Source organism: Hoyosella levis (genome assembly GCF_026008515.1).
Classification (GTDB): domain Bacteria; phylum Actinomycetota; class Actinomycetes; order Mycobacteriales; family Mycobacteriaceae; genus Lolliginicoccus; species Lolliginicoccus levis.
This window is the reverse complement of record NZ_BQYM01000007.1, coordinates 38,152-52,155: the sequence shown is the minus strand read 5'-3', so window position 1 is coordinate 52,155 and position 14,004 is coordinate 38,152. Positions and strand designations below refer to the sequence as shown.

General features: G+C 69.2%; 11 protein-coding genes. 2 read left to right on the top strand and 9 right to left on the bottom strand.

Going from position 1 to position 14,004, the window contains the following annotated elements:
* The first annotated feature begins 78 nt into the window (after positions 1 to 78).
* On the top strand, positions 79 to 381 hold the full coding sequence (locus tag QC765_RS08955; RefSeq protein WP_278314248.1) for an MGMT family protein: 303 nt from the start codon (positions 79 to 81) through the stop codon (positions 379 to 381).
* A 66-nt stretch (positions 382 to 447) separates the two neighbouring features.
* Here the strand turns inward: QC765_RS08955 and QC765_RS08950 are convergent, their stop codons facing one another.
* The 8 genes from QC765_RS08950 to QC765_RS08915 form a co-directional block, all read right to left on the bottom strand.
* The gene (locus QC765_RS08950) at positions 448 to 1,242 is read right to left on the bottom strand and encodes a sirohydrochlorin chelatase (RefSeq protein WP_278314099.1); all 795 of its coding nucleotides are present in this window, start codon (positions 1,240 to 1,242) and stop codon (positions 448 to 450) included.
* Positions 1,239 to 2,372, bottom strand: a complete 1,134-nt coding sequence (locus QC765_RS08945) for a uroporphyrinogen-III synthase (RefSeq protein WP_278314247.1) — start codon at positions 2,370 to 2,372, stop codon at positions 1,239 to 1,241. The genes QC765_RS08950 and QC765_RS08945 overlap by 4 nt, the downstream gene beginning before the upstream one ends.
* 65 nt (positions 2,373 to 2,437) lie before the next feature.
* On the bottom strand, positions 2,438 to 2,833 hold the full coding sequence (gene nirD / locus QC765_RS08940; RefSeq protein ID WP_278314098.1) for a nitrite reductase small subunit NirD: 396 nt from the start codon (positions 2,831 to 2,833) through the stop codon (positions 2,438 to 2,440).
* Positions 2,833 to 5,364 carry a nitrite reductase large subunit NirB gene (gene nirB, locus QC765_RS08935; RefSeq protein ID WP_278314097.1) on the bottom strand — a complete coding sequence of 844 codons (2,532 nt, stop codon included), beginning with the start codon at positions 5,362 to 5,364 and terminating at the stop codon, positions 2,833 to 2,835. Before nirB ends, nirD begins: the two co-directional genes overlap by 1 nt.
* On the bottom strand, positions 5,361 to 6,905 hold the full coding sequence (locus QC765_RS08930) for an FAD-dependent oxidoreductase (protein WP_278314096.1): 1,545 nt from the start codon (positions 6,903 to 6,905) through the stop codon (positions 5,361 to 5,363). The genes nirB and QC765_RS08930 overlap by 4 nt, the downstream gene beginning before the upstream one ends.
* The gene (locus tag QC765_RS08925; protein WP_278314095.1) at positions 6,902 to 9,046 is read right to left on the bottom strand and encodes a molybdopterin oxidoreductase family protein; all 2,145 of its coding nucleotides are present in this window, start codon (positions 9,044 to 9,046) and stop codon (positions 6,902 to 6,904) included. The genes QC765_RS08930 and QC765_RS08925 overlap by 4 nt, the downstream gene beginning before the upstream one ends.
* Positions 9,047 to 9,121: 75 nt before the next feature.
* Entirely contained in the window at positions 9,122 to 10,531 is a 1,410-nt protein-coding gene (locus QC765_RS08920; protein WP_278314094.1) for an MFS transporter, read from the bottom strand.
* 269 nt (positions 10,532 to 10,800) lie between these two features.
* Complete coding sequence (locus QC765_RS08915) at positions 10,801 to 12,114, bottom strand: MFS transporter (RefSeq protein WP_278314093.1); 1,314 nt, start codon at positions 12,112 to 12,114, stop codon at positions 10,801 to 10,803.
* Between the two features lie 196 nt (positions 12,115 to 12,310).
* Between QC765_RS08915 and QC765_RS08910 the strand changes: the two genes are divergently transcribed.
* The gene (locus QC765_RS08910) at positions 12,311 to 12,988 is read left to right on the top strand and encodes a FadR/GntR family transcriptional regulator (protein ID WP_278314246.1); all 678 of its coding nucleotides are present in this window, start codon (positions 12,311 to 12,313) and stop codon (positions 12,986 to 12,988) included.
* 136 nt (positions 12,989 to 13,124) lie between these two features.
* Here QC765_RS08910 and QC765_RS08905 read toward each other — a convergent pair whose 3' ends face one another.
* Positions 13,125 to 14,003, bottom strand: coding sequence for a TIGR02569 family protein (locus tag QC765_RS08905; RefSeq protein WP_278314092.1), 879 nt, complete (start codon positions 14,001 to 14,003; stop codon positions 13,125 to 13,127).
* Between the last annotated feature and the right edge of the window lies 1 nt (position 14,004).

Here is a 14,004-nt window from a genome sequence, read left to right as displayed (position 1 = left end):
TCCCTCGCTCGGGCAGTCGAGCGACACCAGGCCGCACGGCCAAGACCGCGCGATATCGATTGGGGGCCAGAACAGTACGTGCCTGCCCTCCAGGATGCTGACGTCGAAAGGGTGCGCGCGCTCATCCGCTCGGTGCCGCCCGGCCAGGTGACCACCTATGGCGATGTCGCGCGTGCCGCCGGACTGGGCAATGCCCGCCTGGTGGGATGGATCCTCCGGACCGATGGCGCGGACCTGCCCTGGCACCGGGTGGTGCGTGCGGACGGATCACTGGCCCCGCACCTCGCGCAGGAGCAAGCACGGCGGTTGCGGACCGAGAACATCTCGGTGTCCGGCGATCGTGTGCGACTGCGGCCGGTTCGCCACGTCTTTCCCGCTTGAGCGGGCGGGCTCGGTCCCGGTTCGCGCGCGGCGCGGCAACCCGGCGCGACAACCCGGCCCGAGCAGCTAGCGGGCGCGCACGGACCAGCGGCCGACCAGGCCGCGACCAGGACGCCCAGCAGTGATGCCCAGCAATCCCGCGCGGGAGACGCCAGCACGAGCTCGGCCAGGACGCTGTGCTTCGCCGGCCCGTCGGCAGACGAGGTCGATGAGGCCAGGATGCACGCCGATGGGATCGGCGACGCCATCGGCGCCGGACTCGCGGAGGCGGTTCTGGAACAGGCCCTCGGCGAGCAGGTAGCTCGCGATGAAAACGCGCGAACCAGTGCGCGCGCGCACGTCGGCGACCACGTCGGTGACGCGCGGCTCGGCGGTGGCCGCGAAACCGACCTCGACCTGTGCGCCGAGAAGCGTCGAGAGCAACCGGGCGGCTTCCTCGACATCCGCGAGTGCTCGCTGGTCGGACGATCCCGCCGCGGCCAGCACAACGGCATCACCGCGCTGCCAGCCCGCGTCGCGCAGCCGATCCGCAAGGATCCCGGCGAGGATGGGGTCGGGCCCGAGGGCGCGCGCCACGACCGTTTCCTGATGGCCGCTCTCGGCGATCTCCCGTGGCACATCGGAGCGCACGTGGTAGCCCGAGGCGAGGAACGCGGGCACCACGATCGCGGGCCCGTCGATGCCGCGCAGCACCTCGCTCGGCGATGGCCCGAGCACATCAACGAAAGCGACGGGGACGTGCCCGATGCGAGCAGCGACCGACTCGGCGATCCGGGCGATGATCTCGACGCCGTGGGGGTTGCGGGTCCCGTGCGCGACGAGCACCACAGTGGGCCCGCGCTGTGCTGCTGCTCGGCTCATCGGTCCTCCGTCGGATGGGTATGCACTGGGTCGAGGGCGAGGCGGTAGCCACGCTTGACGACGGTCTGCACCACTTTGGGCGCTCCGAGCGCTGCGCGCAAGCGTGCTACTGCTGTCTCGACGGCGTGGGTATCGTCGCCGGCGCCCGGCAGTACCGCGAGCAGGTCCTCCCGCGAGACGACCATCCCGGGGCGCTTCGCGAGGGCACGCATGATGGCGAGGGACGCTGGCGGGACCTGCTTGACCTCTCCGTCGACCACGACGCAGCTGCCGCGCAGGCTGAGGTGATGCCCGCCGGCCTGCAGGTTGCGGGCGCGGCGCGGGAGCTCCTCGGCGATGTGACGGGCGAGCGCGCCGAGCCGGGCGCGGTGGGGCTGGGTGGTCGCGACGCCGAGCGTCTCGAGCGGTGCCGAGGTGACGGGGCCCACGCTGAACGCGATGACCCGGGTGCGCATCGCGTTGAGAAGCAGCTCGAGGACGTGGGTGTCCTGGGCACGGCCGAGAAGCGAGGCGACGGCGGGGGCGCTGGTGAACGTGATCGCGTCGAGCTCGCCGTTGATCGCGGACTCGATCATCCGGTCGAGGTGGCTGAGGTCCTTGGGCGGGAGCCAGCGGTACACGGGCACGGGAATGACCGTCGCCCCGGCGCTGCGCATGACCTCGCAGAAGTCGGGGATGGGCTCCCATTCTGTGGTGGCGCCGTGCAGCTGCACGGCGATTCGCTTGCCCTCGACGCCTTCCTCGAGCAGGTGGTCGAGCACCTCTGCGGAGGATTCGGATTCCGGGGACCATTCCTCGCGCAATCCTGCCGCGCGCATGGCGCCCTTGGCCTTGGGGCCGCGGGCCAGCGAGCGTGCTTGGCCCAACGCCTCGATCAGTGGCTCGGCGAGGCCCCAGTTGTCGGCGGCCTCGACCCAGCCGCGGAAGCCGATGCCGGTGGTGGCGACGGCGATGTCCGGCGGGTCCGCGATCACTGACTCGGTGGCGCGCCGGAGCTCGGTGTCGTCGACGAGAGGAATGATGCGGATCGCAGGGGCATGCATGATCGTGGCGCCCCGGCGCTCGAGCAACGTGGCGAACTCCTCGGCGCGCCGCGCTGCGGTGATGCCGATGGTGAAGCCCGCGAGCATGTCGGTGGCATCTTCTCCCTGTGTCGTGAGGGGCCGGGGGGTCGTCGCGGATGGAGGCACGGTTCTCACGCTACTTCTTCGCGCCACCGCGGGTCAGCTGGACGGACCTCCACCATGCCCTCGCTGACTCGCACGTCGTAGATGGGCAGCGCCACCGCTTCGTCGTCGAGGCATGCCCCGGTCTCGAGGGAAAAGGCTTGCTTCAGCAGTGGCGATGCCACTACCGGGGTGCCCTTGCGGTCGCCGACGATGCCACGGGACATCACGGCGGCGTTCATGAAGGGGTCGATGTTGCCGACGGCGCGGAGGGTGCCATCGTCGAGCCGGAACAGCGCGACCTGCTCGTGGCCTGGCAGAAGCACCGCCACTCCCCTATTGGGGATGAGGAAGTCGTAGGGGCAGGCTCGGGTCCAGGCGGTGTCCTCGCCGTGGACGGGCTGGCGGAAATCGAGCGCGGTCATTACTTCACCCCTGCTGTGGTCGTCTCGGGCATTCCGGGCATTCCGAGCCCGACGGGAACCTTGCGGCCGTCGCTCTCGGTGAACTGGACTGTCGGGTCGGACTGCTCCGGCGCGTTGACGAAGGAAACGAATCGGGACAGCTTCTCCGGGTCCTCGAGGACACCCGCCCACTCGTCCTTGTATCCGGCGACGTGCTTCTCCATTGCGGCCTCGAGCTCCTCGGCGAGGCCCAGGCTGTCCTCGCACACCACCTGGCGCACGTGGTCGATGCCGCCGTCGAGGGATTCCTGCCAGGGGGCGGTGCGCTGGAGCCGATCAGCGGTGCGGATGTAGAACATCAGGTAGCGGTCGATGTACTTGATGAGGGTCTCGTCGTCGAGGTCGGTGGCGAGCAGCACCGCGTGCTTGGGGGTCTGGCCTCCGTTGCCGCCGACGTAGAGGTTCCAGCCACGCTCGGTGGCGATGACGCCGACGTCCTTGCCGCGGGCCTCGGCGCACTCGCGGGCACACCCGGACACGGCGAGCTTGAGCTTGTGCGGGGAGCGCAGTCCGCGATAGCGCTTCTCGAGGTCAACGGCCATCTTGACCGAATCCTGCTGCCCGTAGCGGCACCAGGAGGAGCCGACGCAGCTCTTGACGGTGCGCAGGGACTTGCCGTATGCGTGGCCGGATTCCATGCCGGCGTCGACGAGTTGCTGCCAGATCCGCGGCAGCTGCTCGACGCGGGCGCCGAACATGTCGATGCGCTGGCCGCCGGTGACCTTGACGTAGAGGTCGAACTCCTTGGCGATCTGGCCGATCACGATGAGCTGATCGGGCGTGACCTCGCCGCCGGGCATGCGCGGCACCACGGAGTAGGTGCCGTTCTTCTGCAGGTTGGCGAGGAAGTGGTCGTTGGTGTCCTGCAGCGTTGCCTGCTCCCCATCGAGGATGTGCTCGCTGGAGGTCGAGGCAAGGATCGAGGCGACGGTGGGCTTGCAGATATCGCAGCCCTTGCCGGTGCCATGCTTGGCGATCAGCTCGGAGAACGTGCGGATGCCGGTCATCTGGACGATCTGGAAGAGTTCCTGGCGCGAGTGGTTGAAGTGCTCGCACAGCGCCTTGGACAGCTCGACGCCCGAGTCGGCGAGGAGCTTCTTGACCAGCGGCAGGCAACCACCGCAGGAGGCTCCGGCCTTGGTGCATGACTTCACGGAGGCGACGTCGCAGGCGCCGTTGTCGATGGCCCCGCAGATGTCGCCCTTGGTGACGGCGTTGCAGGAGCAGATCTGCGCGTCGTCAGGCAGGGCGGCGGTGCCGATCTCGGCCGCTCCGCCGCCAGCTGGCGCGATGAGGGATGCGGGGTCGCCGGGCAGCTCGCGGCCGACCATGGGGCGCAGGGTGGCGTACGCGCTGGCGTCGCCGACGAGGATGCCGCCGAGCAGGGTCTTCGCGTCGTCGGAGAGGACGATCTTCGCGTAGGTCCCGGCCGCGGGGTTGCTGAGGACCACCTCGAGCGCGCCCGGGGTGGTGGCGAAGGCATCGCCGAAGCTCGCGACGTCCACGCCGAGCAGCTTGAGCTTGGTGGACAGGTCCGCGCCGGGGAACTCGGCGGTGCCGCCGAGCAGCCGATCGGCGACCACCTCAGCGGTGGCGTAGCCGGGCCCGACGAGGCCGTAGCAACGGCCCTCGATCGCAGCGACCTCGCCGATGGCGTAGACGTCGTCGTTGGAGGTGCGGCAGGAAAGGTCGGTGATGATGCCGCCGCGCTCGCCCACCTCGATGCCGGAGGCGCGGGCGAGCTCGTCGCGGGGCCGGACGCCTGCCGAGAACACGAGCAGGGAGGCGTCGATGACCGAGCCGTCGGAGAGCTCGACGGCAAGGGTGCCATCCTGCTGCTCGATGACCGCGGCGGTAGAGACACCGGTATGGATGGTGAGTCCGAGTTCGGTGACGAGGCTCTTGAGCTGGGCGCCGCCGCCCTCGTCGACCTGCAGCGGCATGAGCCGGGGCGCGAGCTCGACGACGTGCGGGGTGAGGCCCATCAGCTTGAGCGCGTTGGCGGCCTCGAGCCCGAGCAGCCCTCCGCCGACGACCACACCGACGGATCCGGCGGGCGAGGTCTCTGCCGCGGCGCGGATCTTGTCGAGGTCCTCGAGTGTGCGGTACACGAAGCAGCGCTCGGCATCCTTGCCCGGAACAGGCGGCACGAACGCGTACGAACCCGTGGCGAGGACAAGCTTGTCATAGTTGATGACGTCGCCGCGGGTGGTCGTGACGGTGCGCGCCTCGGGATCGATGGCCTCGCCCCGCTCGCCCAGCCGGAGCTCGACATGCGTGTCGCCGGGGTAATCGTTGCCACTGAGAGCGAGCTCCTTGTGGTCCCACGTGCTGACATAGGACGAGAGCGCTACTCGGTCGTAGGCTGCCACGGGCTCCTCGCAAAGGACCGTGATCTTCCACTCGCCCTGCTCATCGCGTGCCCGGAGCGCTTCGATGAATCGGTGGCCGACCATTCCGTGGCCGACGACAACGATGTTCTTCTGCATCATGCCGCTCCTTCTTCGTGCTTATGCTTCAAAGGTATGGACGCTTCGTTGCGTGCGTGTTTCGCGTCCGGGTCGCCCTTTTTAAGCCATCCGCACAGGCCGTCCACCGCGCTGGTGCAGCCCCCGCATCCGGTGGTGGCGCGCGTCACCGACGCCACGGCCTTGGTATCGCGGGCACCATCGCGGAAGGCGGCGGTGATCTGGGACTTGGTGACGGAGTTGCACTTGCACACGACGGCCGAGCCGGGCATGTTGGCCGGGCTGGCAGCCTCCGCTATTCCCGCTGCCCCGCGACCGAGCAGCAGAGCCATCCGGTCCGCCGGCACGGCCATGCCCGAGTCGAAGTACTGCGCGAGCATGCCGGTGACCTCGGGGTTTCCCAGCAGGACCGCCCCCACCAGCCGGTCGTCGCGCACGATCACCTTCGCGTATCGGCCGCGCACCGGGTCGGCCAGCGCCAGCACCTCCGCCTCGCGGTCATGCAGGTCGGTGTAGACCTCCCCCATCGAGGCGAGATCGATGCCATGGGCCTTCAGCCGGGTCGTCTGCGATGTCCCCTCATAGCTGCTCGTGGCGTTGGTGCCGGTGAGATGATCGGCGACGACCGCTGCGTGCTCCCAGGCGGGCTGCACGAGCCCATAGACCATGCCGCGATGCTCCGCGCACTCGCCGATGGCACGGATGCGCGCATCGGAGGTGCGGAGCTGATCATCGACGATCACTCCGCGGCCGATGTCGAGCCCGCACTGGTCGGCGAGCTCGGTGCAGGGCCGGATGCCCGCGGAGAGCACGACGAGATCGGTGGCGAGCTCGGTGCCGTCCTCCAGGAGCAGCCCCGTCAGGGTGCCGTCCTCGTCATGGATGAGCGAGCGGGCGCGCTGCCCGAGCACCAGTCGCATGCCCATGTCCTCGAGGACGCGCGCGAGCACGGCGCCGCCGTCCCCGTCGAGCTGCCGCTCCATCGGGTGGCCGGCCGGGTGAACCACCGTGACCTCAGCGCCGCGGCCAAGGGCACCGCGCGCGGCCTCGAGGCCGAGCAAGCCACCACCAAGCACCGTGATGCGCGCGCCCGGGGTCGTCGCGGCAAGGATGGCATCGCAATCCTCGACGGTGCGGAACGCCCGCACGCCAGGCGCGAGCACCCCATCGCTGTTGCGGATGCCGTCCATCGGCGGGATGAACGACCTGCTGCCGGTGGCGAGCACGAGGTCGTCGTACTCCACGATGGAGCCATCATTGAGGTAGACCCTCCGCGCGTCGCGGTCGACCTTCTCCGCGAGCACGCCGGTGCGAACGGTGATGGCGTTGCGCTCGTACCAGGTGTCCGGCTTGAGGCGGGTCTCCCGCGCGGTCAGCCCGCCCGCGAGGACGGTGGAGAGCAGGATGCGGTTGTAGGCGGGGCACGGCTCGTCGCCGATGACGGTGATGGTGAGCTGGCGCGGGTCGGGCTGGCGCAGGCGCAGCTCCTCCGCCATGCGGGCACCGGCCATGCCGTTGCCGACGATAACGATGTCGCGCTCGCCGGAAGCGTGCTGGCTGATCATGTCGCGTTCTCCAATCGGATCGCGCTGACCTTGAACTCCGGCATCCGGCTGGTCGGGTCCAGCGCGGGATTGGTGATCAGGTTGGCGCGCTCCGCGTCGGGATAGTGGAACGGTATGAACACAGTGTCGGCGCGCATTGTTTCGTCACAGTGAACCCGGGCGCGCGTGGTGCCACGGCGGCTTACCAGTTGTGCTAAATCGCCGTTACGCAGGCCGCACCGCTCGGCGGTATCGGGGTGAGCCTGCACGAACATCTCCCCCGCGGCCTTGGCGAGCTCGGCGATGCGCCTGGTCTGCGCGCCGGACTGGTACTGGGCGAGCACCCGGCCCGTGATGGCGATCAGCGGATATGCCGCGTCGACGGACTCGGCAGGGCCCCGGTAGCCGACGGCGATGAAGCGTGCCCGGCCGCTGGGGGTAGCGAAGCGCTCGAGGAACATCCGTGGCGTGCCAGGGTGCGCGCCATCAGGCCGCTCCGGGCACGGCCAGTGCAATGCCTCGCCCGCGTCGAGGCGCTCATAGGTGACGCCGCTGTAATCGGCGATGCCCCCTGCCGAGGCTCGGCGCAGCTCATCGAACACGACCTGCGGCGCCACCGGGAAGCGATCAGCGGGCTGCCCGAGCCGCTCAGCGAGGCCCCGCCAGATCCCGAGCTCGCCGCGCGCGCCCTCGGGGGGAACCACGGCGGTCCGGCGCCGGATCACGCGGCCCTCCAGGCTGGTGAGGGTGCCTTCCTCCTCCGCCCATTGCAGCACCGGCAGGACCACATCGGCCATCGCCGCGGTCTCCGACATCACGAAGTCACACACCACGAGCAGGTCGAGCGCCTCGAGCCGCTCGACGATATGACCGGCGCGCGGGGCGGAGAGCGCGATGTTGGAGCCATGCACGAGCAGCGCGTGGACGCCACCGGGCTGGCCGAGGCTGTCGAGCAGCTCGTAGGCGCTCTTGCCCGGGCCGGGCAGGTCCTCGGGGTCGATGCCCCACACGCCCGCGACATGGGCACGAGCCGCGGGATCGGTGATCTTGCGATAGCCGGGCAGCTGGTCCGCCTTCTGCCCGTGCTCGCGCCCGCCCTGGCCGTTGCCCTGGCCCGTGATGCAGCCGTAGCCGCTCCCCCTGTTGCCGGGCATCCCGAGGACCATCGCGAGCCCGATGATCGCGGAGACGGTGTCCGTGCCATCGGCATGCTGCTCGGCGCCGCGCGCGGTGAGGATGTAAGCGCCGGTGTCGTCGCGCTGCGAGGCCGCGAGGATCCGCACCGCGCGACGCATGTGCGCCACCGGTACGCCCGTGACGCGCTCGGTGCGCTCGGGCAACCACTGCGCCACCTCCGGCCAGTACTCGTCGTAGCCCTCGGTGCGGGCGTCGAGGTAGTCGCGGTCGATCAAGCCCTCGGTGATCGCGATGTGCGCGAGCCCGAGCGCGAGCGCCATATCGGTGCCGGGCTTGACCTGCAGGTGCAGCCCTCCGCCGTCCTCGGCACGTGCCGCGGTGGCGGTGCGGCGCGGATCGACGACGATGAGCCCGCCCGCGTCCGCGGCGGTGGCGAGGTGGCCCACGAACGGGGGCATGGTCTCGGCGACATTGCCGCCGAAGATCATGATGGCCCGCGCGCTGGTCAGGTCGCTGACCGGGAACGGCAGCCCCCGGTCCACGCCGAAGGAGCGGATTCCGGCCGCGGCCGCCGACGACATGCACCAGCGGCCGTTGTAGTCGATATTGGAGGTGCGCAGCGCCACGCGGGCGAACTTGCCGAGGATGTAGGCCTTCTCGTTGGTGAGCCCGCCGCCGCCGAACACACCGATCGCATCGTTGCCGTGGAGCTGCTGGATCGCACGGATCTTGCCAGCTATCAGGTCGAGAGCCTCGTCCCAGCTGGCCTCGACGAACTGGTCGCCACGGCGCACCAATGGGGTGGTGAGGCGATCGGGCGAGCGCAGCAGCTCCGCGCTGGTCCAGCCCTTCTGGCAGAGCCCGCCACGATTGGTGGGGAACGCGCGGCCCGTCACTGTTGCCGAGCGGGCACTGTCCCCAGGAGTTGCCGCTGCGCTGTCCGCGGTGATCGTCATCGCGCACTGCAGCCCGCAGTAGGGGCAGTGCGTGCTGGTCGCGACCAGGTTGCGTGATGTGATGGACATCGCAGCGAATACCTCCAAATGCCGCTGCCAGCACCGCGCTTCGGCGATGCTGGCAGCAAGCGGATCAGGCGGGACCTACACGTTCGCGTAGGCCAGGTTGGGGACGCGTTCGATAGCGAAGCTCGAGCGCAGGTAGAACCACCACGTGACGGCTCCGCACACGAGGTAGAAGCCGGTGATGACCAGCAGCGCGGGCACCAGCGTGCCGGCCATCGCCACCGATTGCTTGAACGTCAGGTTGACGAGCACGCCACCAAAGGCACCGGCCGCACCGATCACGCCGACCGCGGCCGCCGCGCGACGCTTCGAGCGCTTGAGCTCGTCGCTGAGGTCGCCGCCGAACTCAGCGACCTGCGCCCGGGTCTGGGCCGAGAAGATGAGCGGGATCATCCGGTAGGCCGAGCCGTTGCTGACGCCGGAGAGGATGAACAGGGCGACGAACGCGGCGAAGAACAGCCAGAAGTTGCCGATGCTGACCGCGAGGAGTGCCGTCATGGTGCCGATCGCCATGGCCCCGAAGGCCAGGAGAGTGATCTTCGCCCCGCCAACGCGGTCAGCGAGCCAGCCTCCGAACGGGCGGCTGATCGAGCCGATGAGCGCGCCGAGGAAGGCCATGCGCACCCAGCCACCGAACCCGAGATCCATGAACTCGAGCTTGATCAGCGTGGGGAACGCGAAGGAGTAGCCGATGAACGAGCCGAAGGTGCCGACGTAGAGGAACGCCATGATCCAGGTCTGGCGGTTCTGCAGGGCGAGCTTGTAGGAGTCCTTGTCCGGCTTCGCGGCGGTGAGGCTGTTCATGAAGAAGAACGAGCCGATAGCACCGACAACGATGAACGGCATCCAGATGAGGGCGGCCCAGATCAGGTCGATGCCCGTGCCCAGGCTGATGACGAACGGAACGAGCAACTGGGAGACCGCGACACCGATGTTGCCACCGGCAGCGTTGATGCCCAGCGCGAGGCCCTTCTTCTTCTCCGGGAAGAAGAAGGAGATGTTGGCCATGGAGGAGGAGAAATTGCCGCCACCGAGGCCCATGAGCGCTGCGGTGAGCAGGAAGAACCAATATGGAGCACCAGTGGTGACCGCGTAGGCCAGCATGCTGGTGGGGATGAGCAGGGCGCCGGCGGAGAACGTGGTGAAGGCCCGGCCACCGAACTTGGGAACGGCGAAGGTGTAGGGCACGCGCAGCGCGGCACCAACGAGGTTGGGCACGATCAGCAACCAGAAGATCTGGCTCGCGCTGAACGCGATGCCCACCTGGTCGAGGTAGACGACCACGATGCTCATGAGCACCCAGACGTTGAACCCGAGATGCTCGGCGAAGACCGAGAACCACAGGTTGCGGTTGGCGACCTTCTTGCCTGTCTTCTCCCAGAACGTCTCGTCCTCGGGCTCCCAGTGATCGATCCACTGGCCGCCGCTGATGCTCGCGCCGGAGGGCACGCTCTCGCCCGGAGTGGGCTTCTCGCTCACTAGAGTCATCGCTGGATCCCTTTCCTAGGCCTCGTTGACCCCGTCCGGCGTGGTGGCCGAGCGGTTCGACGACGAAGGTTTCGACGACGAAGGTGTTGTGTAGCCAGCAGCGGCGCGGGAAAGCGCTGCTGCTGGACCGTGGATCTCACGCTAGGCACGAGGTGTTGCCTCGGTGCTGCGTGCGATGACCTCACCGTCAAGATCTCCTCACCTGGACAAATAGTGCACGGTGAGCGTTAATCCGGTGTTTCGCGGGCGTATCGGGGATGCAAGATCCTCTAGTTCCAGGTGTCCTCGATCACACGGGGCTTGCACGCGTGGAAGGCGCCCGTGATCAGCGTCACCATCGCGACGGCGAGCAGCCCGAGGGCCAAGTTCCAGCCACCGGTCGCATCGTGGAGCAGGCCAACGAGGAGGGGCCCGCCACACGCGAGCAGATAGCCCACCCCCTGCGTGAAGCCCGACAGGGCTCCCGCGGCGTGCGCGCTGCGGGTGCGCAGGTTGATCAGCGTCAGCGCCATCGGGAACGTCGCGGGCCCGAGCCCGAGCAGGATCGCCCAGGCGAGCGGGAACGCGGCGGGCGCGATCGCGAGACCAGCCATGCCGATCGCGAGGGCGATCATGCTGGCCAGCGCGAGCGGGAACGGGTTGGTCATGCGGGTGGTGATCGCGGGAACCACCATGATCGCAAGCAGTCCCGAGAAGATGAACACCCCGAGGTACGCCCCCGCATCCACGCGATCGACCCCGGCATCGGTGAGCATGGTGGGCAGCCAGGTCAGGAAGCTGTAGGTGATCAACGAGGTCATGCCAAACATCACCGCGAGGCCCCACCCGACCGGTGAGCGCCAGGGCCGGCCCGTGGGCGGCGTAGCGATCAACGTGTGGCTAGCATCCCCCGCCGTGCCTGGCGCGGTGGTGGAAGCGTTGCTCCTGGATGCGTTGCCCTTGAAAGCATTGCGCAGCCCGATCCAGGGCAGGACCGCAGCGGCCGCGACGAAGGCCCAGATGGCGAGCGAGGCCCTCCACCCATGCTGGTCCGCGACCGGGATCGCCACGACCGCGGGCACGACGGTGCCGAGCTGCACGAAGGTGATGTACAGCGTGGAGATCAGTGCCAGACGGTCGGAGAAATAGCGCTTGACCAGTGGTGGCAGCACGATGTTGCCGATGCCCATCCCGTAGAGCGCCAGCATCGTGGCGGCGAGCATGGGGGTGGACGAGCCCATGAGCGGGCGCAGGGCGAGCCCTGCCGTGGTGAGCGCTACTGACAGCAGCGCGACACGCTCGAGCTCGATGCGCGCCATGATGCGGGGCGCGGTGATGCCCGCGATGGCGAACATCGCCGGGGCGGACATGCCAAAGACGCCCGCCATGACCGAGCCGAAGCCGATGTCGGTGCCGATCTCCGCGAGGAGCGGGGTGAACGAGGTGACCGCGAGGCGCAGCGTGAAGGCAGCGAGGACGATGCCGAGGAGCACCAGCGCGCGTCCGCGCCAGGCCAGGCGCGGCGCGGGCTGGGCCGGGGCGGCCAAGCGGGGCACGGTGGCGGGCTCGGCATCGACGGCCTGCGATGGGAGATAGGGGGGCATGGGGGCTGGTCACCTCGCTCTCATGGATTCATCGAATCATAGGATGAATTATCGTCAGGAGGCAACAGTATTGTTGGTCACGTCCCACTCACGCGATTCGTCCCATCCCCCGGCCCGAGCCCCGTCCCCCGGCCCCGGCGCTCAAGCCCTCGCCCCAACGCTCACGCCCCAGCACAGCAACGAAGGAGCACACATGGTGCGGCCCGTGCAACGCAACAGCCTCATCGCGCAGGTCACCACCATGCTGCGCCACGAGATCACGAGCGGGAAATGGCCAGTCGGCACCCGCATCCCCACCGAGCCCGAGCTCACCGAGATGACCGGGACAGGCCGCAATACCATCCGCGAGGCCGTGCAGGCCCTCGTCCACGCCGGCCTGCTCGAGCGCCGGCAAGGCTCCGGCACCTACGTGCTGTCCGACTCCCCCGTCTCAGGCGCGCTCGCCACCCATCTCGCCGCCGCTGCGGACCGCGACGTCCTCGAGCTCCGCCAGGCCCTCGACGTCACCGCCGCGGCGCTTGCCGCCTGCCGCCGCACCCCCGATGACATCGCCACGCTGCGCGACCTCCTCCAGCAACGCCGGGACCTCGCCGCCCAGGGCAAGCACGACGCCTCCGTCCAGGCCGACATCGCCCTCCACCGCGCCATCGTCGCCGCCAGCCACAACGCCCTCTACGTCGAGTTCTACGACTCGCTGCTCCCCATCATCAGCACCACCATCCACGCCCACGCCGACGCGCATCCCGGCGAGGCCCCCCACTACGACCCCGAGCACGAGCGACTCGTCCAGGCCATCATCGACGGCAACCCCGACCGGGCAAGCCGCGAGGCGCAGCAGTTCCTCACCAGCCTCCTCGACCAGCTCGACGGCTAGTGGCAGCCCCGGGCCGCTGCCCGGGGGGCACCGGGGCTCGGAAGTGTTACCGAATGCACCCTGCCGCGACCGTTTCCGGGTGCAAAAGCGCACACAACCGGGCGGGGCCAAGCCACAGTTCCCCTAGCCGCAGTTCCTAGCGGGCGGTGCTGGCCTGCTCGCGAACGAGCTCGAGCACACGCTCGGCGGTGCTCTCGAGCGCGATGAGCGCGGAGTCGGTGGATCGCGGATGCAGGGCATGCACCGCGACGCGGAACATGAGGGCTCGCAGCAGCATCTGCGACCACTCCTTCATGCCGTCCCACCGCTCGATGAGCCCGTCATCGGCGCCACCCCAGGAGAGGGCGTCAATGACCACGACCCCGGCCGCCCAGGACATGGGTCGCCAGTAGGGGCTGATGTCGGTGATGCCGGGCGCGGCGATGTCGGAGAACAGGACGGTGCCAAAGAGGTCGCCATGCACGAGCTGGCCTGGCAGGTTGACCTCGCGCCGTTGCTCACCGAGGTGCTTGAGCAGATCGAGGCTGCGGTCGACGCCGGGCTTGGCCATGTCGAGCAATCCGGTGCGGCGCGGGTCGCGCAGCGGCGTGGGCTCCCACGCGGCGCGATCGGCGGCGACGAACACATCGATCTCGGAGAACGGCGCGACAGGCTGCTGCGTGAGGAATCGCGGCTTCTCCATGCGGGCTGTGGCGGCATGCAGTCGCACCGAGAGGGAGACGACCTCGTCGTGCCGGGGCTCGGGCGAGCCCTCGAGGAAGGTCTCGGCCCGCCAGCCCGAGACCACGTAGCGGCCATCGGTGGCGCGGACAGGCTTGGCGACGCGGGCACCATCGACGAGCAGGGTCTCGCGGACCTTCGCCGACCAGGCGGCGCGGGCGTGATCACCGACTGGGGAGAGCACCACGTCCCCGAGCCGCCACCCACCGTCCCAGTCGTCTCCGAGAAACACTGGCTCGATCTCGCGCAGGCCAAAGGTGGCGCGCACATGTTCCGGGGGCGGGGCAGGACTCACG

Coding starts and splice junctions, on each gene's coding strand:
- QC765_RS08950 (WP_278314099.1), bottom strand. CDS start 1,242: ATGAGCCGAGCAGCAGCACAGCGCGGGCCCACTGTGGTGCTCGTCGCG.
- QC765_RS08945 (WP_278314247.1), bottom strand. CDS start 2,372: ATGCTCGCGGGCTTCACCATCGGCATCACCGCAGCGCGGCGCGCCGAG.
- nirD (WP_278314098.1), bottom strand. CDS start 2,833: ATGACCGCGCTCGATTTCCGCCAGCCCGTCCACGGCGAGGACACCGCC.
- nirB (WP_278314097.1), bottom strand. CDS start 5,364: ATGATGCAGAAGAACATCGTTGTCGTCGGCCACGGAATGGTCGGCCAC.
- QC765_RS08930 (WP_278314096.1), bottom strand. CDS start 6,905: ATGATCAGCCAGCACGCTTCCGGCGAGCGCGACATCGTTATCGTCGGC.
- QC765_RS08925 (WP_278314095.1), bottom strand. CDS start 9,046: ATGTCCATCACATCACGCAACCTGGTCGCGACCAGCACGCACTGCCCC.
- QC765_RS08920 (WP_278314094.1), bottom strand. CDS start 10,531: ATGACTCTAGTGAGCGAGAAGCCCACTCCGGGCGAGAGCGTGCCCTCC.
- QC765_RS08915 (WP_278314093.1), bottom strand. CDS start 12,114: ATGCCCCCCTATCTCCCATCGCAGGCCGTCGATGCCGAGCCCGCCACC.